The following is a 23,648-nucleotide window of genomic DNA, read 5'->3' as shown; positions in this document are numbered from 1 at the left end:
ACAGAGCGCGCCTATTGATTAATACTCCAAAGCTCAAGTTCAGCATTCGGAAAATGCCCTGATAGGTGAAGCGCAATACCGCCACTATCTTTTAGCCTCATCCAAAATGGCCCTTTCTTGACAACTTCGAAATAAACATAGCCCGTTTGGTAAGGAATCTGTCTCGGGACGACACTCAACGGCACTACGTTTATACCGTTGATCTGATTATTAATTAGATCGCGAATCTGTTCTGCCGGGCCAAACTTGAGTTGCGCTGGGACCAGGCGTCTTATTTCATCTGTTGTGGTGTCTGCTTTAATTGCTAGCACAAATTGGCATGACTCAAGCAAGCGTTTATCTGGAAGCGGCGTCACTTGAATACCGTATTGGCGAGGTTCCAACGGAAGTTTGGTCGCAGTTTGGTCAAGGACAACACTGAGGTACTGACTGAGTATCTGATTCAACTCGCTATAGACACTTGATACATCTAAGTGATCATACGCAAGCAAACTTGGGACTCTTTTAGTTTTATTAGAAAAAGTGGCTAACTCACCAATGTAACCTTTAAGTGTCGTCGCTAATTCCAGTGGATGTAACCTATCTAACTCACTGAAATGCTTTAACTTCGCCTCATATCGGTTCAGCATTTGGAGCATGATGAAATCAACAGCAGATGCCGATGCAGATTTACCCTTAATCAAGCGCTGTGCAATAACGTCAGCACGCATCTTTGTCATCGCGATAACGTTACGTAGATAAGCTGACATAACTTTGTCGCTAAGGAGGTTGATAAGCGGAGGAACGTACTCATCGTCTAGTATAACTTCCCCTTCAGGAGTTACCTCTTTGATCCTTAAGATAGGTAACTCCACATAACCCGCTAATTTGTCATTACTCGCTTTCAACTCTAGGTTAAGGGCTGCAACTTGGATGGTTTCTTCATCTTGTCCTGTAAGGTTATCTATCACGTCGATATCTTGAAGTACATAACGAGAGACGATCGATTCGCTTACATCCGAAACGTTTTTACCTGTAACACTTGAAAGAGGGAGAGTTATTTTTACTAACGTATTTTCAGTGTTTTTATCAATAAGTAGAGGCGAAACTGAATCGTTGGATATTAACGTATTAACCAACGTCATATCTGGCAAAACAGCTTCAAGATGCTCAAGTTCAATAAGACCATCTTTTAGCGCGTGTTTTTTTACTCGACATTTCCAAACTCCCCAATTGTAAGCCCCACCTAACTGATGTAAGCCCTTGAATTCTTGAGAGGTTGCGCGTTCTTGTTGTTGGAAGTGCTGGGGACGTAAAAACATTCCTTCGCACCAAGCCGTCTTGGAGTATTGCGTCATTTATAATTAGCCAACTAAACGTTATTTAACGACCAAAGACAGATCTTCTAACAATACTTGATATGTGTTGTAACCGGTCTTATCCACTTTAATGACTTGTCGCCAATTTGAGTTTTCAATATCTCGAAACGCTACGACAATGCCTAAATATTCTGTCTTTGGAGACATACTTGCTTGATATGTTTCTTTCTGACCTGGAGTTAATGAAACTTCATATTTATTCACTAAATCAGGTCCTAAGACTTTTTCACTTTCTTCATAAATAGAAAAAAAGTCCTGGCTTTCGAAAATGGTATTTGACGTTAATTCAAATACATACACCACTACAGGAGAAGGCCTGCCGTTTGAATCAGGATTAATGTTATGACTTGCTGCTATTTCTAAATCTGAGTATGGATCAACAACTAGGTTCGCTGCTGAGCACCCAAATAAAGCTATTGAAATTAATAACAAAATATATTGGTAAAACTTTTTCATCACCCTAATTCCTAGCCTTTGTTTTTTAATGCTAATTCATAGTGCTTAGCGAAGTCTTCTAAATAGAACGGAGACTCTTTATTGATAATATCATCGGATAGCTTTTCATGAATATCCTCAAACCTCTTCCAACTTTGAGCATATTTCCTAGCTGGAATAACCTTATTAATAACCGTGTCTTTCGCTAAAGCATCTGAGTATATAGAAGTAGGTTCAACAAGTGACATAACACTCGAAACCGTACCTTCAACACCTTTCATTAAGGCTTGCTCATGACTTTCGATGTCATTAAATGCTTCTTTAATGGCTGCATTTGGCTTTAAGAAGCTAGCGGTTTGACGGTTATATAAGTTATGAATCGCATCTTCTAAGTTTGCAGAAAACTTTAAAGGGTTATTTTCTGACTTACGAAATGCGGTATGACTAAGTCGATTTGTTTGTTTAAACACTGCTCTGTTATGCAGTGTTTCCATTAAACCAACTAGCATCAAAGAAAATGACTCCCCCAGTTGTTCGAACCATTCCTCTCGGTTATCGTTGGGAATCATCATTGGATCTATACCCACCCCTCTAACAAAAGCCGCAAGTTCACCCCCATTGGTATCAAAGTTGGGAGTCGATAGGTGTTCTGATTGTCGGTTAACTTTCGGTAAAGTTTCAGATACGGTGCTCTGTTTTTCGGGCTTTGGGATATCAATAAAATCATCGACTAAACCAATATCTAGCTGAAAATCAGAAGGAACACTTTCGTTTAAGAGTTCACTAGCACTAAGGCCTAGGTCAACAAATTCTGCTTCCGATGGACTTGAGACTACTTCAGGGGGTGCGCTAGAAAGACTTTTACTTGTCTCAAGACTGACTACATCTGTATCTGTTTGAATAGAAACTGAAATTTGATAATCCCCTAAGCTAACCATATCGTCATCGCTTAGTGCTATTTCATTTCCTTGACCCACAGGAGTTACAGCATTATTTACAAAAGTACCATTAGTTGAGAGGTCTTTTATCAAGTATTTGTCACCAAACTTAATCAGTTCTCCGTGGGTTCCGGATACCACTCTTTCAGGATCTGGTAGTGTCCAATCACATTGTTCAGACCTACCAAATGTAACCTTGGCATGTTCATCACTTGATTCAAACACGAACTCACTCTCAATCTCTGGAGTAAATTTGTGAAAACTTGTTATGGTTAAAACCAACTTCATGTAAACCTCGCCAAAGACCTGCTAGATATTATTTTTAATTTTATTATTAACTACTTTCTTATTAACAGTAAGATTAATAAAAATCTTAATACTGCCATTGAAAATCATGCACGGAATAATGAATCATTTTTTTATCAAAGCAATCACGTATTGTTCAACAATTTTAATTATCCAACCAAGTTCAAATTTTTGACACTTAGACTTTCATCAATAAAAAAACGAATGTTAGTTTGGCCGAGAAATTCTAACATAATGACTTTTCATTGAGCAGAAAGGTATATATTCCCCCATCATTTATACGGAGTTCTTGTGATGGAAGACAGTAATAAAAACAATTCTATAAATAACGAAGAAAGCGGAGATAAAACTAAAATTGTAAAGACTCAAAAACGAGACAATGCAATTAAATCAACCAGACTCACTAATAATGAAACCTCCGTTAAAAATAAAAATGAAACAAATACAAAACTGTCTCAAAAAGAAAACACTCCGTTAGTTAATAAGAAAAAAAACAATAAAGATGACTCATTAAATAATAACAAAGATGTTATTAACGAAAGCTTAATAGGAGCGACCGTTAAAAATCGGTATGAAATTGAGTCGGTTATTGGGCATGGTGGGCTTTGCGATGTTTACTTAGCTAAAGATAGGATTCTTGAATCTTCAGGTTCAGAAACACCCTACGTTGCGTTAAAAATATTACAGAAAGAGTTTGCTTCTCAACCAGAGACTGCACGCATGTTAATACGTGAAGCTCAACAAACTCAAAGGTTAAGCCACCCTAATATCATTAGGGTTTTTGATTTTGGTGTTGATGGCGAAATATACTTTTTAGTTATGGAGTATATTAACGGAGAAACATTAGAGAGTTTAATACAGCGTTCTAGGCCCCATGGGCTGAAGTTTAATGCAACTTTATCAATCCTAAATCAGGTACTCGATGCACTCTCATATGCTCACTCTCTTGGTGTAGTGCACGCCGACCTAAAGCCCGCTAATGTGATTTTAACGTCTGAGGGTAACGTTAAGTTGCTTGATTTTGGTGTATCTAAAACTCATCAATTAAAGCAGGATCAATATGCGGCTAAACGTAAATCCGAAAATGTTGAAACGCTTGGTTATACTCCCAACTATGCATCACTCAACCTGTTATCCGGTAAGGAACCGAACTTAAGCGACGATATGTTTGCTCTATTTTGTATTGCTTACGAGTTATTGAGTTGCAAACACCCTTACGCAAGAACTCCAGTTAATGAAGCTCTCAAAAAGAAGATCAAGGTCTCTAAACCAACTAACATGCCTGCATCTAAGTGGCCAATATTTTCAAGCGTATTTTCAACTGGCATCATTCCGTACGAGCTGACCCCTGAGCAGTTGAAACGCAAATTGAATATGCGCTATTGGCCTATTGCTAGCGGCGCGGCAGCGAGTATATTATTAGTTAGCGGCATTGTATTTGGTTATCAGCAGCAACAAGAAACCATCGCAACTTTGGAAACCGTTATTAGCAAGCAAAATGATCAAATTGCCGGACAAGAGTGGCAGCTTGATACGCCAGCAGAAAAAAGTTTGGCACTGATTGATAGTGAAAAAAGCTTACATCCAGTCGTTAAGGCTGGCTTATTACGCTTACACAAGACCTATATTCTCAGCGAGTTTGAATCTGAAATTGATCAGGTTTTGAATTCTGATGCCAACAACTACCCGAATTATGATGAAATTGAGTCCATACTTGATAAAGCAAAAACCTACTACCCTGACTCACATAAAATAGAAGTTCTTGCCTTAGATATTCAGTCAAGCAAGCACTCCACGTTACTTTCGATAGCAAGGCAAATCAACAGTCAACTTGAAAAGTCTCGGTACAGTAAAGAAGATGGCATTAAATCCATCTATGAGCTCAAGGATGAGTTAAATCAGATTCATCAAGGTTATCCTTTCACGCCAAGTTCGTTATCTAGCGATGTTTTCGGTCAGCACCTCACTGAAGCACTCCAAAAGAAAGACGCAGCTGCACTTGTTGCTCTTATTAAGGTTGGGAACACCTTCTTTTCAAACGTAGAAGAGCATCAAGAGAACTTACAGATAAGTAATGCGATGAAAGATGCAGTGCTGGAAATGAAATTATATGAGACAGCGCTAGATTCCAACAGCCCTCTACCGTTTCCAGAAGATGCCGCTAGAATCCTGTTCCAAGAAGAGTTTGAAAACTTTTATTCTCGCCTAGAAAAGGCAAGGACGACAACTCATCTCGATAACTTGGTGAAGGATGTGGATCTGTTCTCGAAAAACTTTCCTATTGGTTTTCAGGATGTTAACGATTTAAGATTCAAAACTGCTGATAAATACTTACGCTTCTCCGATATACTACTTAATAAGCGAAGGACTTCAAGCGCAAGACGCGCTATGAAGAAAGCCAACGAGCTTATGAAGCAAATAGAACAGGACTCTAAGCAAAGCTAGTAATACAAAAGGGACGCGAGTCCCTTTTTTGCCGCAGATTACTTGCCAATATGCAACTAGATTGCTAATTTATACTTGTACTTAATGAGGAGAGTTAGCCTTGACTGAAGGAATAGTCAAAGTTGGCGAACGTCTGGCGTCCGTATGTAACGATAGCCTCAAACTAGGACTGCAAGACACTTACCGACTCGGCGTTTTACGTGGAAACGTCCCCTTTGCTACTTGTGTTAAAAACACGCGAGTTGAAGTTTTTTCATCCCTACATTTCGACCATTGCCGTTTGGATATAAGTCAAAATATCTTTAACAATGACTTTCTTTTTGTAAGTTTATCTCAAGCGACAAGCAAACTATTTCTGCTCAAATACTGGTTATGCCATTCATACCTTCGGCTAAGCCTTCATTATCCGAAACATTCCTCTACCTCAACGTTTAATAGGGGTATACATGATTAATTTTGATGTTCTCAATACATACATGGATAACGACGTAGATCTCATCGTCACTGTTTTTTCTACATACCTTGAAGATCACACGAATGATATAGAGCGTATAGATGAGCTATATGCAAGCAGATGTTGGTCAGAACTCTATCTATTAGCTCATAGTTTAAAGGGCATTCTAGAGAGTTTCGGAGAAGACACCGCGGTCATTGCGTTTCAAAGAATAGAAGAAAAAACCAGAAACGATACAGCGCCAGATAGCTCAGATATAGCTATAGTTACTAAAGAGCTAGCTGCAATTAATCAACAAATCTTCGCTTACTTGAAGAATATGCAATAAAGAAATTCAAGGCTTAACTGGGGGAAATATGGCAATGAATAATAGCAATTTCAGGGAGTTGATTGAGTCTCTCAAAGACCTAACACCAACTCAAAAAAGGTACTTACTTAGCCGTACAAAGATGGCGCTAGATGATGAAAGTAATATGTTAAACATCAGTGATATTCTAACACCAGAAGAGTTGGAGGCGTTACTATCACCAGCACCAACAACGAATACAAAATAACAATGATATACAACGCAACCGTCAGATTAACGCTAGGGACCAAGTGAAGCAAATCGACTTTGCTTGGTTGTTAGTTTCTCTCCCAATTCCTTTTCACGACAACAAACGTATTGTTTTCGAAACCTTTTTCCAATTTAAACAGGTCAGATAATTGAGCGACTAACATCAGTCCGCGACCAGAGGAGGACCAACTATCGTCATCCATTAAGTTAGGTGCCTCAATCTGTTTATTTTTATGTTGGGTGAACGTCTTTTCATTGATCGGCGCTCCGCAATCAGAGACTCTCAGTTCCACGAAACCGGACACTTGGTCATCCCCAACCCTACACTCCACTTCAATTGGCAGGCCTTCTATTTCACTGTAAGAATGAATATAAGCGTTATTCATGAGCTCAACGACACAAAGCTCCAATGATTGAATTGCATTTAAGGGGATTTGATGACCCATCAAAAACCGAACAACGTCTTTGCTCGCACTTCGTGAGTGAGTAAGGGAGCTCCCGTAAGTTCGTTTAAATTCGCTCTTTGACATTCTTTTCCTTAAAATCGAGCCTCTCACCATGCCATTTTACCTGTAAAAGGCTGGCATCATCATCAAACTCATCTTCGTTGTGCCAAGATTGTACTTTTTTAAAGACGTCTCCCACTTGATCTTCAACTGGCAGCGTGCAAACAGCTTTTATACTCGATGCCAATCGTTGTAGTGAAAACATCTCCTCACCCTGCCTCGCTTCAATCAAACCATCCGAATAAAGCCACAATGCATCGCCCTCATCTAGACTAATTTGGTTACCGCTATATTCCATCGGCTGCATTGCACCAACGATAAAGTTATCATCACCTATCTGCTCCATCGTTTTCGTACTCGCTCGCCAAACTAAGATCCTGGGGTGGCCAGCCGTGCAATAGCTAAGTTGCCCTGATTTTGTGTTAAGAATGGCGTAAGCCATAGTAAAGTAAAGTTGACTGTTTCTAGTTTGCTGATAACGCCGATTTAGCCGTTCAATCACAGATGCAGGCTCACTTACGCAATAGCCGTCATCTCTCAACTCCATCGTGATCGAATCAGGCCCCTGACTTTGAGATAGCGTCTGTTGAATAGAAAAAGCCATCAAAGCTGAAGAAATACCATGACCAGAAACATCAAATACATAAAACGCAACATGTTGTTCATCGAGCTCCAAATACCCCAACATATCACCACCAATCTGGGAGCATGGTTTGTAGACATAACTAAACTGTATATTTTGGATAGTTGATTCAGAAGGGAGTAGTTGCTCCATCAGATGACTCGCAGACTGTAGGTCTTGGTGGATTGTTTGATAGGCCGCATCTAGCTCTTTATTTCTCTCAACGAGTTTGTTGTGCAGTTCTAAAGTACGAAACCCCGCACGGATTCTGGCCTGAAGTTCCTCTACAGACGTCTTCTTATCTACGAAATCATCTGCGCCAGCATCAATGCCTTTCACGATCGAACTTTGGTCATTTCTAGAAGACAGTAGAACAAAGAAAATGTAACGTTCGCTAACTTTAGATTTTAATTGGCGACACAATTCAATACCATTAATTCCAGGCATCATTAAATCACTCAGCACAAACTGAATATCAGGGCGGTGGGTTAGCACTTCGAGCGCCGCTCGTCCGTCTTCAACAGCAAGCACTTCATAGCCTTGCTTTTCCAATGCACTGCTGATGTAAAGCAGTACTGTTTTACTGTCATCGACCAAAAGAATGGGTTTCATCTGCCTCCTTAAAGTGGTTGCTATACTGGCTAACGCAAAACACTAGTCACTGACTGCTCATTTCTAAAACGGCTGTAGTCTTCGGCTAATAATTGGTGTTGATATCGAGTGTAAGACAACGCTTCATTAGAAATTAGTATCTGATGCTCTTTTTCGATTAACTGACTTTGCAGCCTTTCAATCTGTTCATTCTGCTGTGTGTAATTGAGGTACAGTGCGAATAGACCAAAAACCGAAACCATTAACAGGGCTATTAGAATATTATTGATAGTTTTCACTTGAATATTCATGACCTCTCCTTGTCTATTATTAGACTTTCCATGATGAAAGAGAGCGTCTACGGACCAAGAGCTCGAGGCTCTAAAACGCAACGAAGCAAATTGAGGTTGTTTTTCCAATTATAGGCGATAGGAGAAAAAATAAGAAAAATCTGAAAAAATTTGAATATCCTGCTGAGTTAAGAACCTGTAAGGTGGTAGCAGCGAGCTATCATCCACTCGCTGCAATACATTAACTCTGAAATGCAGGTCTAGCTAAAATTTGGTTATACCATCGAGCAATGCTTGGCGACGTCGATAGCACATCAATTTCTAGGCCTTTAATTGCGAAACTGATCAAAATAAAGCCTGTTATATCGACGATAGTAAAATGGTCTACGGCGATAAAATCATTATGTTCAAGGCGCTTGTCTAAGACAGGCAGAAATTCGTAGACGCGTTGTTTTGATTCTTCGCCCCATGCTTCAACGCAACGTTCTCTGTCTCCATAAACTCCGGTCATGTTTCGAAACGCCTGAAATGCCGCATTTAGTCCTTGGAACTCCACCACACGATGCCACATTTCCACCTGAGCACGTTCGAGCTGGTTAGCACCAAACAGCGCCAGATCATTTTCAAACGCTTCATCTAGGTAACGACAAATCGCCACGCTTTCACAGATCGTCGTACCATCATCCAGTTCCAGTAGAGGCACTTTGCCGTTCACGCTTTTCGATTTAAACGGTTCAGATAGGTTATCGCCCTCACGAACGTTCAGCGCAATTCGCTCAACCTCGCCACCGATTTCCTTTAGAAAAATGCTAACTCGCTTACAACTTGGAGTCATTGCGGTTTCATAGAGCTTCATTTCACATCCTTTTATCTTTTTCTAACCGATTGGTTAGGATATACTGTAGCCAGTTTATAAACGATCAGTCAAGAACTTCACTATCAAAAATTTTCAAACAGTTGTGGGTCTGTTTGCTGAGCGAGATTTTTGATGCCGTTTGTGAGTTCACATGAATTTGGAGGCTGATACCCAAGAATAGATGGGTATTCATCATATTGGTTCAGTTCGAACGCTAGAGGTTCTCTGTACCATCCCTCCAAAGCAATTTAATTACCCGATAAGCAGACCCAGGCAGGTAATTTATGGCAAGAAAAGCCAACTTCGACCGAGATGAAAAGCTTCTCGTGGCTATGGATGTGTTTTGGCGCAAAGGCTTTGCGAACACGTCTATCTCGGATCTCACCGACGAGTTGAACATCAACCGCTTCAGTCTTTACAACACCTATGGTGACAAGCAACAGCTCTACTACGAAGCGCTCGATACCTACTTGAAAAAGGTCTCGCTACCGTCACTGAATGATTTGGAAAAAGACGACGCGTCTTTACCTGAGTTGGAGTCGTTCCTTAAATCTTTTGCTGAGCTGCAACGCAAACGCAACTGTGGGTGCTTTATTCAAAATGCGTTGATTGAGCACGCTGGCGAAGACGATGACGTACTGCGCAAAGGGCATTTTTTGTTTGACCATCTTATCGACATCATTGCGGATGCGCTGACCAATGCGCAGAAAGAAACCTTAGTGCCGAAAACGCTGAAACCAGAAGAACTCGCTCGTTTTGTTCTCAACAACATGCAAGGCATGCGCGTACTTGGCAAAGCCAAACGTTATGCCGACTTGGATACGGCGCTTTCCTGCTTGCTGGTTTTGATTAGGAAGTGACATGTCGATTGAAGTGATAGCAGTACGTCTTACCAAAGGCATGGACTTAAAGCTGAGCCTAGCGAAATTGGTCGAGCAACATGGTATCAAAGCAGGCTCGATTGCCTCATGCGTTGGTTGTGTCTCTGACCTCAACCTTCGTTTGGCAGGTGCAGAGAGTACGTTAACCAAACAAGAGCCATTTGAAATCGTCTCTGTGATGGGAACCCTAACGCCTGAACATCAGCACGTTCATATCTCGGTGTCTGATCGTGAAGGACGAGTCTGGGGTGGGCATTTGCTGGAAGGCACAGTGATTGATACTACCGCAGAATTGATCATCCATTCTTACTCAGAACTTGAGTTCACCAGAACGATGGACGACTCGACTGGCTATACCGAACTACAAGTGAATCCTTCCAAATAGTAAAAAGCTCCAGAGCCATACTGTACTGTCTCTGGAGCTTTATTCGCTTGTCTCTTACGCTAAGAATTTACTCATATCGAGCAAGCTAATTTCGAGGATCATTATTCGACTAAATAACAAACCTGATTATCGTCTACCGTTACTTGCCACGTTTTTAGACAGTGCACTTCGTCTTCCAAACATTGCCCGCTCTTTAAGCTGAAATGCTGTTTGTACAGTGGTGACGCAACACACATCTCTCCATCAATATCACCGACAATCCCTCGACTCATCACATAAGCCTTACCAATTGGGTCCCAATCTTGAACGGCGTAAACACCGCTATCTGGAATGTAGAATAGCGCAACGTGCTCGCCTTCAATCAATACAGTAGCACCGATAAACGGCATTAAGTCATCAAGCTGACACAATTTCACTTTGGTTAAAGCTGCCATTTACACCTCCTGTTTCACTGGAATACGCTGACCGCGCACACGTTGGTACGGCAAGACTTTGCTGCCCGACGTGCTGTTCAAGAAAGGACGGAAGCGTTGCAGTTTTTGAGGATTATCCAGCGTACTCTTCCACTCACATTGATAGGTATCTATGACTCGCGCCATTTGCTCATCCAATGAATCACATAGGTTGAGAGAGTCATCCAAAATCACTTGTTTAAGGTAATCTAGGCCCCCTTCCATGTTCTCCATCCACACCGACGTACGCTGCAAGCGATCTGCGGTGCTGACGTAGAACATCAATACTCGGTCGATCATGGTGATCAACTCTGATTTGGATAAGTCGGATGCAAATAAATCAGCGTGTCGTGGTCTCATGCCGCCATTACCACAAACGTATAGATTCCAGCCGTTTTCAGTAGCGATCACCCCAATATCTTTACTTTGCGCTTCTGCACACTCGCGAGTACAGCCCGATACGGCAAACTTAAGCTTATGGGGCGCTCGCAATCCTTTGTAGCGGTTCTCTAACTCAATGGCTAACCCAACCGAATCATCAACACCATAACGACACCAAGTAGAACCGACACAAGATTTCACGGTGCGGACCGATTTTCCGTAGGCGTGCCCTGTTTCAAAACCAGCATCGATTAAGGTTTGCCAGATTTCAGGAAGCTGTTCTAACTGCGCGCCAAATAAATCCACGCGCTGACCGCCAGTGATCTTGGTGTATAGATCGTATTGCTGAGCAACTTCGCCTAGCACGATGAGTTTGTCTGGTGTGATTTCACCGCCCGGAACACGAGGTACAATCGAGTAAGAGCCGTCTTTTTGCAGGTTTGCCATAAAGGCATCATTAGAATCTTGCAGAGATTGATGTTGAGGCTCCATGATGTGTTCATTCCACAAAGAAGCAAACACAGATGCTGCTGTCGGCTTACAGATATCACACCCATGCCCTTTGCCATGCAGTGCAATTAAGGTGTCGAAGTCTTTGATTTGTTCCACTTGGCAAATATGGAACATCTCTTGGCGACTGAGCTCAAAGTGCTCACAAAGGTGGTTGTTAACCTCTACCCCCATGGCTGCCAGTTGAGTATCCAATACCGACTTGACCATATTGCTACAGCCACCACAGCCAGTACCGGCTTTGGTGTTGGCTTTAAGGTCCGTCAGGTTGGTAGTGCCAGCTTGTATCTCGGCAACTAAGTCGCCTTTTGTGACGTTGTGACAAGAACAGATGATGGCGCTGTCTGGCATCTCTCCATCAAGCATTCCGGTATCAAACAACAGGTTCGCTGCGTGGTCTGGTAGAACCGTTTTGTTCAAATAACACTGTAAGAGCGCATCGTAGTCGCTGTTGTCACCAACGAGAATCGCACCAAGCAATTGGGTGCCGCTCGCATCAACCACCAGCTTTTTGTAGATGCCTGCAACCGCATCTTGCAACACCATTTCCTGTGCGCCTTCGGTTTGCATTTGTGCATCGCCGATAGACGCCACATCCACCCCAAGTAGCTTGAGCTTGGTGCTCATGTCTGCGCCTTTAAAACCTTCGCTTGGCATACCAGTCAAGACATCGGCAGTGGTTCTCGCCATGGTGTAACCGGGTGCGACTAAACCAAAGATCTTCTGCTCCCAAAGGGCACATTCGCCAATCGCGTAAATGTTCTCATCGCTGGTTTGGCATTGGTTATTAATCACAATGCCGCCTCGCTCGCCTATTTCTAGCTCAGCCAGCCTTGCCAACTCATCTTGAGGACGAATGCCTGCGGAGAAGACAATCACATCCACTTCGAGAGGATCTTTGTCTTTAAACACCATACGATGCTTAGCCGTTTCACCATCGCAGATTCGTTCCGTACCCGTTGAGGTGTGAACGGTTAGCCCTAGTGCTTCAATCTTCTCTTTTAGCACTAAGCCAGCACCATCATCTAACTGCACGGGCATGAGGCGAGGTGCAAACTCAATAACATGAGTTTCTAGCCCCAATAGTTTGAGTGCGTTTGCCGCTTCTAAACCCAACAAGCCGCCGCCAATCACTGCGCCTGTTCTTGCGCCTTCACATGCCTTTTTGATTTGTGAAAGATCATCAAGCGTGCGATAGACAAACACGTTGTCTCGGTCTTTACCTTCAATTGGCGGCACAAACGGGTAAGAACCGGTCGCGAGCACAAGTTGGTCGTAACCCAGCACATCTTCACCATCAAGCAGAATGCGCTTTTGCTCTCTGTCGATGCCTGTTACTTGGCTGCCAAGTACGAGTTGGATGCCATGCATGTCGTACCATTCTTGGTTACTCAGCATCAAATCATCATGAGACTTACCCGCAAATAAAGAAGAAAGTTGTACACGGTCATACGCGATAAAGCGCTCTGCACCAATCACGGTAATTCGGTGCTCCAAATGCGCGTTTTTCTGCACTAATTGCTCGACGAGGTGTTGCCCGACCATACCGTTGCCTACCACAACGATGTGGCTCAATGCGTTCTTTACTGGAATCGTTAAAGGACTGTTCATCGCTGCCTCCTTATGCCGTTTGCGCTGCGGTTTTGGGTTTGTCTTCTTTCGAAGCAGGAATCTCGACTTTGGATTGCTTCTCGTAAAGGAACTTCAGCACCGCTTGTCGACACTTCTGATACTGCGCATCATCCGCCAGTGCGACACGCTCACGAGGGCGAGGTAGATTCACTTCTAACACTTCACCAATGGTTGCTGCCGGTCCATTAGTCATCATCACGATTTTGTCGGATAGCAGCACCGCTTCATCCACGTCATGGGTAATCATGATGACGGTATTGTTTAGCTCGGCTTGAATCTTCATCAGTGCATCCTGTAAGTGCGCACGTGTTAACGCATCCAACGCGCCAAATGGTTCATCCATCAGCAAAACCTTTGGTTGAAGTGCCAGTGCTCTCGCAATGCCGACTCGCTGCTTCATACCGCCCGAGATTTCATCCGGCTTTTTGTGCGCAGCATGCTGCATTTGAATCAACTCCAAGTAGTGATTCACTTGTTCCTGAATCCACTCTTTGCCCTTTTTGACGGCAATTTGTTTTACAGCTAACTCAACGTTTTGATACACGGTTAACCAAGGCAATAATGAATGGTTTTGGAACACCACTGCGCGGTCAGGTCCCGGCCCTGCCACCTCTCGTCCATCGACGATCACGCCGCCGTCTGTTGGCATGTGTAGCCCTGCGACTAAGTTCAATACCGTTGATTTACCGCAGCCAGAGTGGCCAATCAGCGATACAAACTCACCTTTATTGATTTGTAAATCAACGTTCTTAAGCGCGATGAACTCGCCATCTGGCGTTGGGAATCGCATCCCTAAACGCGTCAGATCTAATAATGCTTTTTCCATGATCGTTTCCCTTATCTCAACGCTTGTTGTTTATTCCAAGACAGCCACTTTTGAAGTTGCAACATGCCTCTATCGAGCATCAAACCGATAAAACCAATGGTGATGACTGCCACCATGATGCGCCCCAATGATGCCGAACTGCCGTTCTGGAACTCATCCCAAACGAATTTGCCTAACCCTGGGTTTTGCGCGAGCATCTCTGCCGCAATCAATACCATCCAAGCGATACCTAAAGAGAGACGTAAACCGGTGAAGATCATTGGAATGGCAGAAGGTAAAACGATGGTGCGTATGTGCTGCCACCACGAAAGTTGGAGCACTTTGCTCACGTTGATTAAGTCTTTATCAACGCTCGTTACACCCACAGCGGTATTAATCAGCGTCGGCCATAAGCTACATAGCGCTACTGTGATCAGAGAGTTAATGAACGACTTAGCAAACATCGGGTCATCACTCACATAAGTGGCACTTACAACCATAGTAACGATAGGCAGCCAAGCTAGAGGTGAAACAGGCTTAAGCAATTGAATGATTGGGTTGAACGCTTGATACAGCCCTTGATTAAGACCAAGCACGATGCCAAGCGGAATCGCGATAACCGTCGCCAGCAAAAAGCCCGCAGTTACGGTCACTAAGCTTGTTATGATTTGGTCGAAGAACGTCGGTTTACCTGTGTAGGGACGAATCTTCACTTCCGCGTCCGGATTCTTGGCTAACTTCGCAGCATTACGTTTTTCCTGACGTTCGATAAACGCTTGTTCCTTTTCTCGCTCTTGCCAATGCTCATCGACAAGGTTGCTGAACTGCTGAAAAGTTTGCACAGGTCCCGGTAGCGTACCTAATGAAGTTTGCACTTCTCTCGCTGCTAAGTGCCACATTGCCAAAAAGATCAGCAAGCCAATGACGGGCAAAAGCACCAGCCGACTTCGGTTCACTACCTGCTTAGCAGGAAACAGGGAAATGACATTACTAGACATACTCACTCCTAAGAAATTTACATCCTTGTTGCCACAAGCGAATTCCCTCGCCTGTGGCGTTTATCGTTATGGTTAAACCTTGTCTTTTCCTTTAAGCCCGATAGAGAACTTCTCTAGATATTTATTTGGCTCGCGACCGTCATAAACGATGTTGTCGATAAAGTGTGTTTGTGGCGCACGGAAACCATCTTCAGCACTGAAATCTGGGAAGTCTTTTTTGCTCAACACTCCATCTTCAATTAGCGCTTGAGCTGCTTGTTGGTAGATATCTGGACGATACACCTCTTTCGCCACATCCATGTACCAATCATCGGATTTCTCGCTTGAGATTTGCCCCCAGCGACGCATTTGGGTCAGGTACCAAATCGCATCGCTGTAGTACGGGTACGTGGCGTTATGACGGAAGAACACGTTGAAGTCTGGCACGTCTCGTTTGTCGCCTTTCTCGTATTCAAATGTGCCCGTCATCGAGTTGGCGATAACTTCGGCATCGGCTCCAACGTATTCGCTTTTTGATAGCATCTTCACTGCTTCTTGGCGGTTGGCATTGTCGTTTTCATCCAACCAATGTGCCGCTCGAATCAAGGCTTTCACTACGCGAATGTGCGTGTTTGGATACTTCTCAGCCCAAGCTTTGGAAACACCAAACACTTTCTCTGGGTTGTTCTTCCAGATCTCGTAATCGGTCACGACTGGCGTACCAATACCTTTGAATACGGCTTGTTGGTTCCATGGTTCGCCTACGCAGTACCCTTTGATCGTGCCCGCTTCCATTGTTGCTGGCATTTGTGGTGGCGGTGTAACACTCAAAAGAACGTCAGCATCCAACTGGCCACTGTTGTCGCCTGAGTCTGGTGCGTAAAAGCCTGGATGAATCCCACCTGCCGCTAACCAGTATCGCAACTCATAGTTGTGCGTCGATACAGGGAACACCATCCCCATGTTGAACGGTTTGCCTTTATCCAGATAGCTGTCGACCACAGGCTTCAGTGCATCCGCTTTGATTGGGTGAACTGGCTTGCCATCTGGTTGCTTTGGAATGTATTGCTTCATCTGCTCCCAAGTATCATTGGAAACCGTGATTGCGTTGCCGTTCAAATCCATACTGAACGCAGTAATCACTTCTGCTTTTGTGCCAACACCAATCGTTGCGCCCAATGGCTGACCAGCAAGCATGTGCGCGCCAGCAAGCTCACCGTCGATGACTCGGTCTAATAGCACCTTCCAGTTTGCTTGCGCTTCTAAAGTGACGTACAAGCCTTCGTCTTCAAAAAAGCCTTTCTCATAAGCAACCGCCAGCGGTGCCATATCGGTTAACTTAATAAAACCAAACTTCAGGTCTTCAATTTCTGGTTCACCCAACTCTGCCTTTACGCTGACCGTGGTGAATACCGATAACGAAATTGCTGACACTTTCAGCATCGAACTCCATTTCATTGGTTTGCTCCCATAAAAAAAGCGCCACTACTCCGAAGAGCAGTAGCGCCGTTGCTAAGTCTACAATTACCGCCGTTGATAATTGAGATAAGCGATTCAACAATAAACCCAATTCTACTAATCCAATTACTGTGCCAACTTATTTTTCACAGTAAATACAATAAATTAGTATATATTGCCGTTTGTTATTCCCTGTTATTGCTTGCTGATAGTGCAACACGCACCACGTTAGAAAACGCACCCTAACCCCAAAGTGGTAGAGCAACTAATCCAACACTTCCAAAGTAGTTATCAAATTCTTGGCAACTTGTGCGAGCGTTTGGCTCGATTGCATGGCCGAATTTCTAAGTGCTTTATAAGCCTGATCTTCATCAACGCTGTGCATCTTCATCAGCAGACCTTTGGCTTTTTCCACCAGCTTGCGCTCTTCAATCTTGTGGGTCAGCGATTCAATTTCCGATTGCATACTTTCGAATTTCGCTCTCACTAATGTCGCATGTTCAATCCAAGGTTGAAGTGCAAACTCACTATCATGTGGCATGAGAACATAGTCCATTTTTTCTGATAACCGATTGATATCATTGGATGATAATTGCTTTAAGACGATAAGAAGTGGTGCCGATTTTCTGCGGCAGAAATCGACGATCAAACGCAGCTCCGCGGTTGGTTGCTGCCATCCAACCACAACGCTTGCTGACGGTTCTCGCTGCATAAGCGTTTCTAATTGTGCCAATTGGCAACCCATGATGTTGTCGTAATCTTTGCTCAATAAGCCGGACAATCGAGCCTGCTCTAGGAGGCTATCGCAGCATACTATGATGGGTGTTTTTGACGTTGATTGAGTCATGCACATTCCTTGTTTATATCTCACTCACTAAGAGAGACATAACAAGGAATGTGCCAACTAAAGTAGACGCGCTTTAACTAGAGGCGAGATGTTCTTTGAAGAAGCCGAGTGTGCGCTCCCAAGCGAGTGCTGCTTCTTCCGGTGCGTAGCGTGCTGTTGAGTCGTTATGGAAGCCGTGGTTGACGTTCTCATACATTAACGCTTGATACTGTGCGTCGGTTGCGATCAATTGCTGCTCATAAGCAGGCCATGTGTCGTTAACACGCTTATCGAGCCCTGCAAAGTGAATCATCAATGGCCCTTTGACTTGCTTTTGGATCTCTTGCGCCGCGGGTGTTCCATAAAAAGGCACACCTGCATCGAGTTCTTCTGGCATTACCGCCGCAAGCATGTTGACAATGTATCCACCGAAGCAGAATCCAACCGCGCCCAATTTACCGTTGCCACCCTCGTATTGTTTGAGAAAGTTAGCGGCTGCGATAAAGTCTTGTTCGATCTTTGCTCTGTCCATCTCTTTCTGCATGGCGCGACCCTCATCGTCGTTCCCCGGATAGCCGCCGAGTGGATAAAGTGCGTCTGGAGCGAAAGCAATAAAGCCATCTTTTGCAAGTCGTCTTGCGACATCTTTAATATAAGGGTTCAGACCTCGGTTTTCATGAATCACCAACACGGTCGGCGATTTTAAGGTCTTCTTCTGTGGCATCACCAAATAACCACGCCCTTCTCCATGCCCATTTGGAGATGGAAAGGTTTCGTAAGTTGCTTTGATGTCAGGATCGTTAAATGAAACTTGTTCTGCGAGTGCGTAATTCGGGGTTAACGCATCGACCAGTGCTGTCATGCTAAAGCCAAGCACAGCAAGGCCACCCAGCCTATTTAGAAACTCACGGCGCGAGATTTTTCCGTGGGCGTATTCGTCGTACCAATCGAAGGCTTCTTGCGGGATCGGATGAGAAGCCTTTTCACTAGGAGTGGTATGCTTTAGAACCATTATCCATGTCCTCTGTGTCTTACCATATGGGATTTTCTCATTCTCAAACGCGAAGCTAAAAACGAACGCGATTGAGGCTAAAACTGCGGTTTCACCACTCTGATACGGAGCAAGGTGGTGAAACACATCATTGGCGAGCTAGGATCTTTTACCTTCTTCAAACAATAGATAATGGATTCAGATTCAACAACTTTGCGTCGTTGGTTTTACATTAATTGACAATAGTATCTTATTGCTGGCCGCAATAGGCTTGCCAGTACGAGAAAGCTCGTTCGAATGCTTTTTCCCTGTCATGCATTTGTGCAAATAGCACCACTGTCATGGTGGCAAGAACCGTATTTGCCATTTGGTTCATGTCGTCTTCTGACGTTCCAAACGGGCAGTTTGCAGGCATTGGCACCTCAGACAGCATTTGTTCCGTCCAGTAATGCGATGTCACGCCGCTTGTTTGGCTTAGCCATACCGTTTGGCTTACTTTCGGGTTGTATTCGGACTCACCCGATTGTCCTTTGAATGACACAACGGCATGAGCGGTTTTGCCAATCTCGAATTCGACTTCAGCATGAAGTTGTTGGAACCCGGGATGAAAGCTACCACGAATACCAACCGTCGCCTGCCCCGGATTCAGTGCTCGTACCACGGTATTAATCGGCGTTCTAAGCCCATAACGATTCTTCCAACCGATCATGGTTTCTGCTTGAGGAGCAAACGCGCTCAGCGACAGATACACGATGTTTTGTGTTTCTAACACACGCTTTGCGTCTTCTGCTGATTCCGCTTTCTTGATAGCGAACTTGTCGAGGTAATCTTCGGCATGCAAACGACCAGATTGACGGTCATGATAGCCGTGCATCAACACTTTATGACCATTATCGGCGAGGATCTTCGCTGCCAACAGGTGCCAAGGTTGACCTGCCGCTTCACGTTTACCTGCATAACAAGGCCAGTCGATGTCTGCACCAATAGCAGGCATGCGGGATTGGAATGCTTTCACAAAGCCAGCGATTTCTTGTTGAGTCTCGTTCTGTACACGGATCAGCATCAATAACATTGCCATCTGATCGTCGTCGCACTCACCGTTTAGGTATTCATTCATAACTCGAAACGCTTGGTCAAAGTTCAGTGGTTTTCTACCACGTTCGCCACGACCGACTGTTCTAATACATTCCAAAATGCTGCTCATATTCCCTCGTATTCCGTCACTGACTGTACGGTTTCTATTAGTTGTTCGCGCAGTTTGACAACTTCTCCCATCACAATCAATGCTGGGCTCACGCCTTTAAGTGTAATCGATAAATCATTGAGCTGATTGAGTTGTGTAACATGCACTTGTTGTTGAGGGCTGCAACCATGAGTGATGGTCGCGACTGGGAAATCTTCTCTCAAACCGGAGTTGATTAATCCCGTTTGTATTTGCGATGACTTTTCTAACCCCATATAGAAGACTAACGTTTGTCCGCTTTGCATCAGTTGGCTCCACGCTTCAAATGCGCCTGTTACCACTTGCCCCGTCACAAAGGTAACGCTACGAGCAACGCCACGATGAGTCAGCGGAATCAAGCTGTTTGCTGAACATCCAATCGCAGCAGTAATACCGGGGATGACTTCGTACGCGATTGAGTGTTTGACGAGTGCTAACGCCTCTTCACCTCCACGGCCGAATACAAAAGGATCTCCCCCTTTTAAGCGTACAACTCGCTTTCCTTGTTGAGCGAGCGATACCATCAAGTCACAAATTTCTTCCTGACCAATGCTAGGTTGTCCGCATCGTTTGCCCACGTAAATCCAATCGGCTTGTGGCGAAGCCAACTCCAAAATATCTTTGTTAACCAAACGGTCGTACAGCAGAATCTCTGCCGACATAATCGCTTTCACAGCCTTTACCGTTAACAAGTCAGGATCGTGCGGCCCTGCTCCTACAATCGAGACAAAACCTTTGTGGTTCGCGTCCAGGTCTACTGAATGGTCTTCTAAAAGTTGGTTCAGTTTGCTTGCTTGATCATGCTTAGAAAAACGAGACGAGCGTTCTTGTTTCTGACTCGCTTGTCCTTTCTTAAACCAAGACTTTTGATAAGGCGCTTCCATGTGCTTATCCTCTTTATGACTTACTTTATTTGAATAGCCAGACTTTGCTGGTTCGCTTGCTGTTTGCCCTTTTGATGCTGATGGCTGTCGACCATTTGTTTGATTTGAGAGACGCACGAGCCACAGTTAGTGCCGCATTTGAGTTTGTTTTGAAGTTGGGTCAATGAAGTGCAGTCTTGTTTCTCCATCGCGTCATGTATTTGTTTATCGGTGACGCGGAAACAACTACAAACCAGTTTGGCGCAGCTTTGCGATTGAGTGATGGTAAGCAGTTGCGATAGCTCCATCGGCTTGCCAATCAAGCCAGTAAAGTTGATGTAGTCAGTTTGAATCGGTTCGCTAGACACCACTAAAACAGAGCGAATGATACGAACGTCTCCAACAAGGTCGTAATCCACCGCGAGCCAACCCTGGGCAATATCTATCGTAATTCTGCGGCTCTTTTCCGTTCGACAAAAACTCTGCTTCTTTGGTCCCTTATCGTGTGCAAAGCGCCAAATGCCCAAATTGCTTTCTGCTTGAAATGCGCTGTAGAGAAACTTGCCGGAATCAAACTGTGTACCGATGAACATACCGTAGGTTTTTACCGCTGCGTCTTGCACTTCAACATAAGATGACTTAAACGCAGGCTGCCCGGAAATAGGGTCTTTTGCACTATTTACTATCGCGTTAACACTGCTTTCACCGCCATATCGACCCGCCCAGTGCATTGACATAAACAGCTCCTGAAAACCTAAACCTTCATCAATGGCAACTTTGGCATAAATACCGGTGTTTGAAGTAGGCTGAAACAGCTTGGTGAGTTGTCCTGCTTTTAAGCGATTTTGAGTAGCAGAGAGTGTGTTCATGTACACGGTTGGTTCTAACTCAGAGGCGGCAAGGTGTGCGATATGCCCTGTGCGCGTCATGGTATGCCATTGGTCGCGTTGTCTGCCCGTATTGAGCCACCAGCCTTTTGTTCTCTCTAAACGCGTTGGAGATTCACTGGTCACGACAAAACGCGCTTTACCATCTGGGTGCGAATAGATGCCATCAGCAAAAGGGCGCTCTCCTCCCCATTGTGTCGGCACCCACTCTTCGTATTCTTGCTCGGTTAAGTTGGCGTATTGAGAAAGATCTAGCTTCAATGGTGAATCTGCATTCATGCCTGTCATCGCTGCATATTCCCTGAATACCGCCCGCTCTGAAGTAAACGAAAAGCCATTTTGTGTCTTTTCCAGTGCACACAGAGCTTGTCCAACTTGGCTTATCGCCCACCAATCTGATTTTGCTTCACCGGGAGGCGTTTGAAACTGGCGCTGCCTTGAAAGTCGACGCTCAGAGTTAGTCACCATACCTTGTTTCTCCCCCCAACCAGCGGCGGGCAGCAACAGGTCTGCGTAATGGGCGACATCCGAATCCGCTGTGATATCGGAAACAATCACAAACGGACAAATCTCTAGTGCACGTTTCACCAATTGGTTATCGGGCAAAGAGACAACCGGATTGGTTGCCATGATCCACAGAACTTTAATCTCACCACGTTCTACCGCCTCAAACAGTTCAACAGCTTTTAAACCGGGCTGAGTGGCAATTTCTGGTGAATCCCAAAACGCCTGCACTTGCTTTATAGACTTTGCGTCAAAAGCACGATGAACCGCTAACTGGTTTGCCAATCCACCGACTTCTCGCCCACCCATCGCATTGGGCTGACCTGTAATAGAAAACGGCCCACAACCTGACTTGGCAATTTTACCCGTCGCCAAGTGTGCATTAATGATTGCATTGCCTTTGTCGACGCCATTTTCGGCTTGGTTTACCCCTTGGCAAAACAACGTAATTGCGGTTGGGCTTTGCGCAAACCATTGGAAGAATGTCGTGAGTTTTTCTTCTGAAATGCCAATGGAAGACGTCAAATTAGTGACATCGTAACGCAAATCAGAAACTTCTTCTCTAAGTGCATTAAATCCGTCGGTATAAGAATTTATGTATTCAGAATCAATCAATTGTTGTTCAATAAGAAACTTGAGCAGCCCATTGAAGAGTGACACATCACCATCGTTTTTAATCGGTAGATGCAAATCCGCTTGCTGTGCGGTGACCGTTTCACGCGGGTCAATGACCACCAGCTTGAGGTTAGGATTGTTTTCTCTCGCTTGTTGAATACGTCGGAATAAAACAGGGTGCGTCCAAGCGGTATTAGCACCGCAAATGATCAATAGCTCAGTCTTATCAATATCGTCGTAATTGACGGGAACGACATCTTCACCAAATGCTCGTACATGAGCCGCAACCGCCGAAGACATACACAAACGCGAGTTCGTATCGATGTTTGCGCTGCCAACATAGCCTTTCATGAGTTTGTTGGCGACGTAATAGTCTTCCGTTAACAACTGCCCTGACACGTACATCGCGATGGAATCCGGTCCAAACTCCGCTTTCGCTTGATGAATCTTTTCAGCAATCAGATCCGTGGCTTGTTGCCATTGCACCTCTTGCCCTTGAGGTCGTTGCTTGGTGACAAGCTTTGGATACAACAAGCGCGAAGGCATATTCAAGCTCTCTGCCAGCGCGACACCCTTCACGCACAGTGATCCCGCATTTGCAGGATGACACGCATCCCCAACGATTCCTTTCGCATTGACCTCGACACCACATCCAACACCACAATAGGGACAAGTGGTTTTTTTGCATCCTTGCGACATAACACCTCCAGTGCGATTCAGCCCAACTTACTAGCAAAAAAAAGCCTCTCCCGAATCGAGAGAGGCAGCAATGCCTTTAACGCTGTTAGTACATTTTCAAAAAGTAATACCCTATACCGCTCTCGCCTGCTATTAAGAGCGGCGCATCGAGTTATCGATGAACGTTTATGTAAAGCAAGTGAGGTGCCAAGATTAAAAACCCT

The 23,648-nt window shown here is 44.4% G+C and carries 22 protein-coding genes; 5 read left to right on the top strand and 17 right to left on the bottom strand.

The window, feature by feature from the left end; translation table 11 throughout:
* Positions 1–11: 11 nt before the first annotated feature.
* Genes tssK through tagH form a run of 3 tightly spaced genes read right to left on the bottom strand, consistent with a single transcriptional unit; the run spans position 12 to position 3,019 of the window.
* On the bottom strand, positions 12–1,337 hold the full coding sequence (gene tssK / locus R7P67_RS03895) for a type VI secretion system baseplate subunit TssK (RefSeq protein WP_080276943.1): 1,326 nt from the start codon (positions 1,335–1,337) through the stop codon (positions 12–14).
* 21 nt (positions 1,338–1,358) lie between these two features.
* Positions 1,359–1,814 carry a type VI secretion system lipoprotein TssJ gene (gene tssJ, locus R7P67_RS03890; protein WP_005375933.1) on the bottom strand — a complete coding sequence of 152 codons (456 nt, stop codon included), beginning with the start codon at positions 1,812–1,814 and terminating at the stop codon, positions 1,359–1,361.
* A gap of 11 nt (positions 1,815–1,825) precedes the next feature.
* Entirely contained in the window at positions 1,826–3,019 is a 1,194-nt protein-coding gene (gene tagH / locus R7P67_RS03885) for a type VI secretion system-associated FHA domain protein TagH (RefSeq protein WP_149192229.1), read from the bottom strand.
* A 312-nt stretch (positions 3,020–3,331) separates the two neighbouring features.
* Here tagH and R7P67_RS03880 point away from each other — a divergent pair, with 312 nt between their 5' ends.
* From R7P67_RS03880 to R7P67_RS03870, 3 genes are all read left to right on the top strand, one after another.
* A complete protein-coding gene (locus tag R7P67_RS03880) occupies positions 3,332–5,482 on the top strand; it encodes a serine/threonine-protein kinase (RefSeq protein WP_318085883.1) in 2,151 nt (716 codons plus the stop codon).
* Between the two features lie 446 nt (positions 5,483–5,928).
* A complete protein-coding gene (locus R7P67_RS03875) occupies positions 5,929–6,264 on the top strand; it encodes an Hpt domain-containing protein (protein ID WP_025767707.1) in 336 nt (111 codons plus the stop codon).
* A gap of 34 nt (positions 6,265–6,298) precedes the next feature.
* On the top strand, positions 6,299–6,490 hold the full coding sequence (locus R7P67_RS03870) for a hypothetical protein (protein ID WP_025767706.1): 192 nt from the start codon (positions 6,299–6,301) through the stop codon (positions 6,488–6,490).
* Positions 6,491–6,560: 70 nt separating this feature from the next.
* Here R7P67_RS03870 and R7P67_RS03865 read toward each other — a convergent pair whose 3' ends face one another.
* The 4 genes from R7P67_RS03865 to R7P67_RS03850 form a co-directional block, all read right to left on the bottom strand.
* A complete protein-coding gene (locus tag R7P67_RS03865; RefSeq protein ID WP_054730369.1) occupies positions 6,561–7,022 on the bottom strand; it encodes an ATP-binding protein in 462 nt (153 codons plus the stop codon).
* Positions 7,003–8,232: a PP2C family protein-serine/threonine phosphatase gene (locus R7P67_RS03860; protein ID WP_054730367.1), complete on the bottom strand. Its 1,230-nt coding sequence runs from the start codon at positions 8,230–8,232 to the stop codon at positions 7,003–7,005. Before R7P67_RS03860 ends, R7P67_RS03865 begins: the two co-directional genes overlap by 20 nt.
* A gap of 29 nt (positions 8,233–8,261) precedes the next feature.
* Positions 8,262–8,522 (bottom strand): hypothetical protein, encoded by a 261-nt coding sequence (locus R7P67_RS03855; RefSeq protein ID WP_005375908.1) that lies wholly within the window; start codon positions 8,520–8,522, stop codon positions 8,262–8,264.
* A gap of 220 nt (positions 8,523–8,742) precedes the next feature.
* Positions 8,743–9,357, bottom strand: a complete 615-nt coding sequence (locus tag R7P67_RS03850; RefSeq protein WP_053349944.1) for a glutathione S-transferase family protein — start codon at positions 9,355–9,357, stop codon at positions 8,743–8,745.
* A gap of 284 nt (positions 9,358–9,641) precedes the next feature.
* Between R7P67_RS03850 and R7P67_RS03845 the strand changes: the two genes are divergently transcribed.
* A complete protein-coding gene (locus R7P67_RS03845; RefSeq protein ID WP_005375904.1) occupies positions 9,642–10,217 on the top strand; it encodes a TetR/AcrR family transcriptional regulator in 576 nt (191 codons plus the stop codon).
* Position 10,218: 1 nt separating this feature from the next.
* Entirely contained in the window at positions 10,219–10,623 is a 405-nt protein-coding gene (locus R7P67_RS03840; protein WP_213874029.1) for a PPC domain-containing DNA-binding protein, read from the top strand.
* A gap of 101 nt (positions 10,624–10,724) precedes the next feature.
* On the opposite strand, the gene nirD is transcribed toward R7P67_RS03840, so the two are convergent.
* The 10 genes from nirD to R7P67_RS03790 all read right to left on the bottom strand — a co-directional run bounded on the left by nirD (position 10,725) and on the right by R7P67_RS03790 (position 23,445).
* A complete protein-coding gene (nirD, locus tag R7P67_RS03835; RefSeq protein WP_318085882.1) occupies positions 10,725–11,057 on the bottom strand; it encodes a nitrite reductase small subunit NirD in 333 nt (110 codons plus the stop codon).
* A complete protein-coding gene (gene nirB, locus R7P67_RS03830; RefSeq protein ID WP_318085881.1) occupies positions 11,058–13,577 on the bottom strand; it encodes a nitrite reductase large subunit NirB in 2,520 nt (839 codons plus the stop codon).
* A 10-nt stretch (positions 13,578–13,587) separates the two neighbouring features.
* Positions 13,588–14,424, bottom strand: coding sequence for an ABC transporter ATP-binding protein (locus tag R7P67_RS03825; protein ID WP_213969365.1), 837 nt, complete (start codon positions 14,422–14,424; stop codon positions 13,588–13,590).
* Positions 14,425–14,435: 11 nt separating this feature from the next.
* Complete coding sequence (locus tag R7P67_RS03820; RefSeq protein WP_140156331.1) at positions 14,436–15,401, bottom strand: ABC transporter permease; 966 nt, start codon at positions 15,399–15,401, stop codon at positions 14,436–14,438.
* 72 nt (positions 15,402–15,473) lie between these two features.
* Complete coding sequence (locus tag R7P67_RS03815) at positions 15,474–16,838, bottom strand: CmpA/NrtA family ABC transporter substrate-binding protein (RefSeq protein WP_005375887.1); 1,365 nt, start codon at positions 16,836–16,838, stop codon at positions 15,474–15,476.
* 265 nt (positions 16,839–17,103) lie between these two features.
* On the bottom strand, positions 17,104–17,685 hold the full coding sequence (locus R7P67_RS03810) for an ANTAR domain-containing response regulator (protein WP_318085880.1): 582 nt from the start codon (positions 17,683–17,685) through the stop codon (positions 17,104–17,106).
* Positions 17,686–17,758: 73 nt separating this feature from the next.
* A complete protein-coding gene (locus tag R7P67_RS03805) occupies positions 17,759–18,676 on the bottom strand; it encodes a dienelactone hydrolase family protein (RefSeq protein ID WP_009704599.1) in 918 nt (305 codons plus the stop codon).
* A 229-nt stretch (positions 18,677–18,905) separates the two neighbouring features.
* Complete coding sequence (locus R7P67_RS03800; RefSeq protein ID WP_318085879.1) at positions 18,906–19,859, bottom strand: glycosyl transferase family protein; 954 nt, start codon at positions 19,857–19,859, stop codon at positions 18,906–18,908.
* Complete coding sequence (gene cobA, locus R7P67_RS03795) at positions 19,856–20,761, bottom strand: uroporphyrinogen-III C-methyltransferase (protein ID WP_318085878.1); 906 nt, start codon at positions 20,759–20,761, stop codon at positions 19,856–19,858. The genes R7P67_RS03800 and cobA overlap by 4 nt, the downstream gene beginning before the upstream one ends.
* A gap of 20 nt (positions 20,762–20,781) precedes the next feature.
* On the bottom strand, positions 20,782–23,445 hold the full coding sequence (locus R7P67_RS03790; protein WP_318085877.1) for a nitrate reductase: 2,664 nt from the start codon (positions 23,443–23,445) through the stop codon (positions 20,782–20,784).
* Positions 23,446–23,648: the final 203 nt, after the last annotated feature.

This window comes from Vibrio sp. Vb0937 (assembly GCF_033338855.1).
This window is presented reverse-complemented; position numbering and strand designations above follow the sequence as displayed.

Excerpts from the sequence above, each read along its gene's own strand:
- cobA (WP_318085878.1), bottom strand. The coding sequence starts at position 20,761 with ATGGAAGCGCCTTATCAAAAGTCTTGGTTTAAGAAAGGACAAGCGAGT.
- tagH (WP_149192229.1), bottom strand. The coding sequence starts at position 3,019 with ATGAAGTTGGTTTTAACCATAACAAGTTTTCACAAATTTACTCCAGAG.
- R7P67_RS03790 (WP_318085877.1), bottom strand. The coding sequence starts at position 23,445 with ATGTCGCAAGGATGCAAAAAAACCACTTGTCCCTATTGTGGTGTTGGA.
- R7P67_RS03875 (WP_025767707.1), top strand. The coding sequence starts at position 5,929 with ATGATTAATTTTGATGTTCTCAATACATACATGGATAACGACGTAGAT.
- R7P67_RS03815 (WP_005375887.1), bottom strand. The coding sequence starts at position 16,838 with ATGAAATGGAGTTCGATGCTGAAAGTGTCAGCAATTTCGTTATCGGTA.
- R7P67_RS03800 (WP_318085879.1), bottom strand. The coding sequence starts at position 19,859 with ATGAGCAGCATTTTGGAATGTATTAGAACAGTCGGTCGTGGCGAACGT.
- R7P67_RS03870 (WP_025767706.1), top strand. The coding sequence starts at position 6,299 with ATGAATAATAGCAATTTCAGGGAGTTGATTGAGTCTCTCAAAGACCTA.
- tssK (WP_080276943.1), bottom strand. The coding sequence starts at position 1,337 with ATGACGCAATACTCCAAGACGGCTTGGTGCGAAGGAATGTTTTTACGT.
- R7P67_RS03810 (WP_318085880.1), bottom strand. The coding sequence starts at position 17,685 with ATGACTCAATCAACGTCAAAAACACCCATCATAGTATGCTGCGATAGC.
- R7P67_RS03860 (WP_054730367.1), bottom strand. The coding sequence starts at position 8,232 with ATGAAACCCATTCTTTTGGTCGATGACAGTAAAACAGTACTGCTTTAC.
- R7P67_RS03850 (WP_053349944.1), bottom strand. The coding sequence starts at position 9,357 with ATGAAGCTCTATGAAACCGCAATGACTCCAAGTTGTAAGCGAGTTAGC.
- R7P67_RS03880 (WP_318085883.1), top strand. The coding sequence starts at position 3,332 with ATGGAAGACAGTAATAAAAACAATTCTATAAATAACGAAGAAAGCGGA.
- R7P67_RS03805 (WP_009704599.1), bottom strand. The coding sequence starts at position 18,676 with ATGGTTCTAAAGCATACCACTCCTAGTGAAAAGGCTTCTCATCCGATC.
- nirB (WP_318085881.1), bottom strand. The coding sequence starts at position 13,577 with ATGAACAGTCCTTTAACGATTCCAGTAAAGAACGCATTGAGCCACATC.
- R7P67_RS03825 (WP_213969365.1), bottom strand. The coding sequence starts at position 14,424 with ATGGAAAAAGCATTATTAGATCTGACGCGTTTAGGGATGCGATTCCCA.
- R7P67_RS03865 (WP_054730369.1), bottom strand. The coding sequence starts at position 7,022 with ATGTCAAAGAGCGAATTTAAACGAACTTACGGGAGCTCCCTTACTCAC.
- tssJ (WP_005375933.1), bottom strand. The coding sequence starts at position 1,814 with ATGAAAAAGTTTTACCAATATATTTTGTTATTAATTTCAATAGCTTTA.
- R7P67_RS03845 (WP_005375904.1), top strand. The coding sequence starts at position 9,642 with ATGGCAAGAAAAGCCAACTTCGACCGAGATGAAAAGCTTCTCGTGGCT.
- R7P67_RS03820 (WP_140156331.1), bottom strand. The coding sequence starts at position 15,401 with ATGTCTAGTAATGTCATTTCCCTGTTTCCTGCTAAGCAGGTAGTGAAC.
- R7P67_RS03855 (WP_005375908.1), bottom strand. The coding sequence starts at position 8,522 with ATGAATATTCAAGTGAAAACTATCAATAATATTCTAATAGCCCTGTTA.
- nirD (WP_318085882.1), bottom strand. The coding sequence starts at position 11,057 with ATGGCAGCTTTAACCAAAGTGAAATTGTGTCAGCTTGATGACTTAATG.
- R7P67_RS03840 (WP_213874029.1), top strand. The coding sequence starts at position 10,219 with ATGTCGATTGAAGTGATAGCAGTACGTCTTACCAAAGGCATGGACTTA.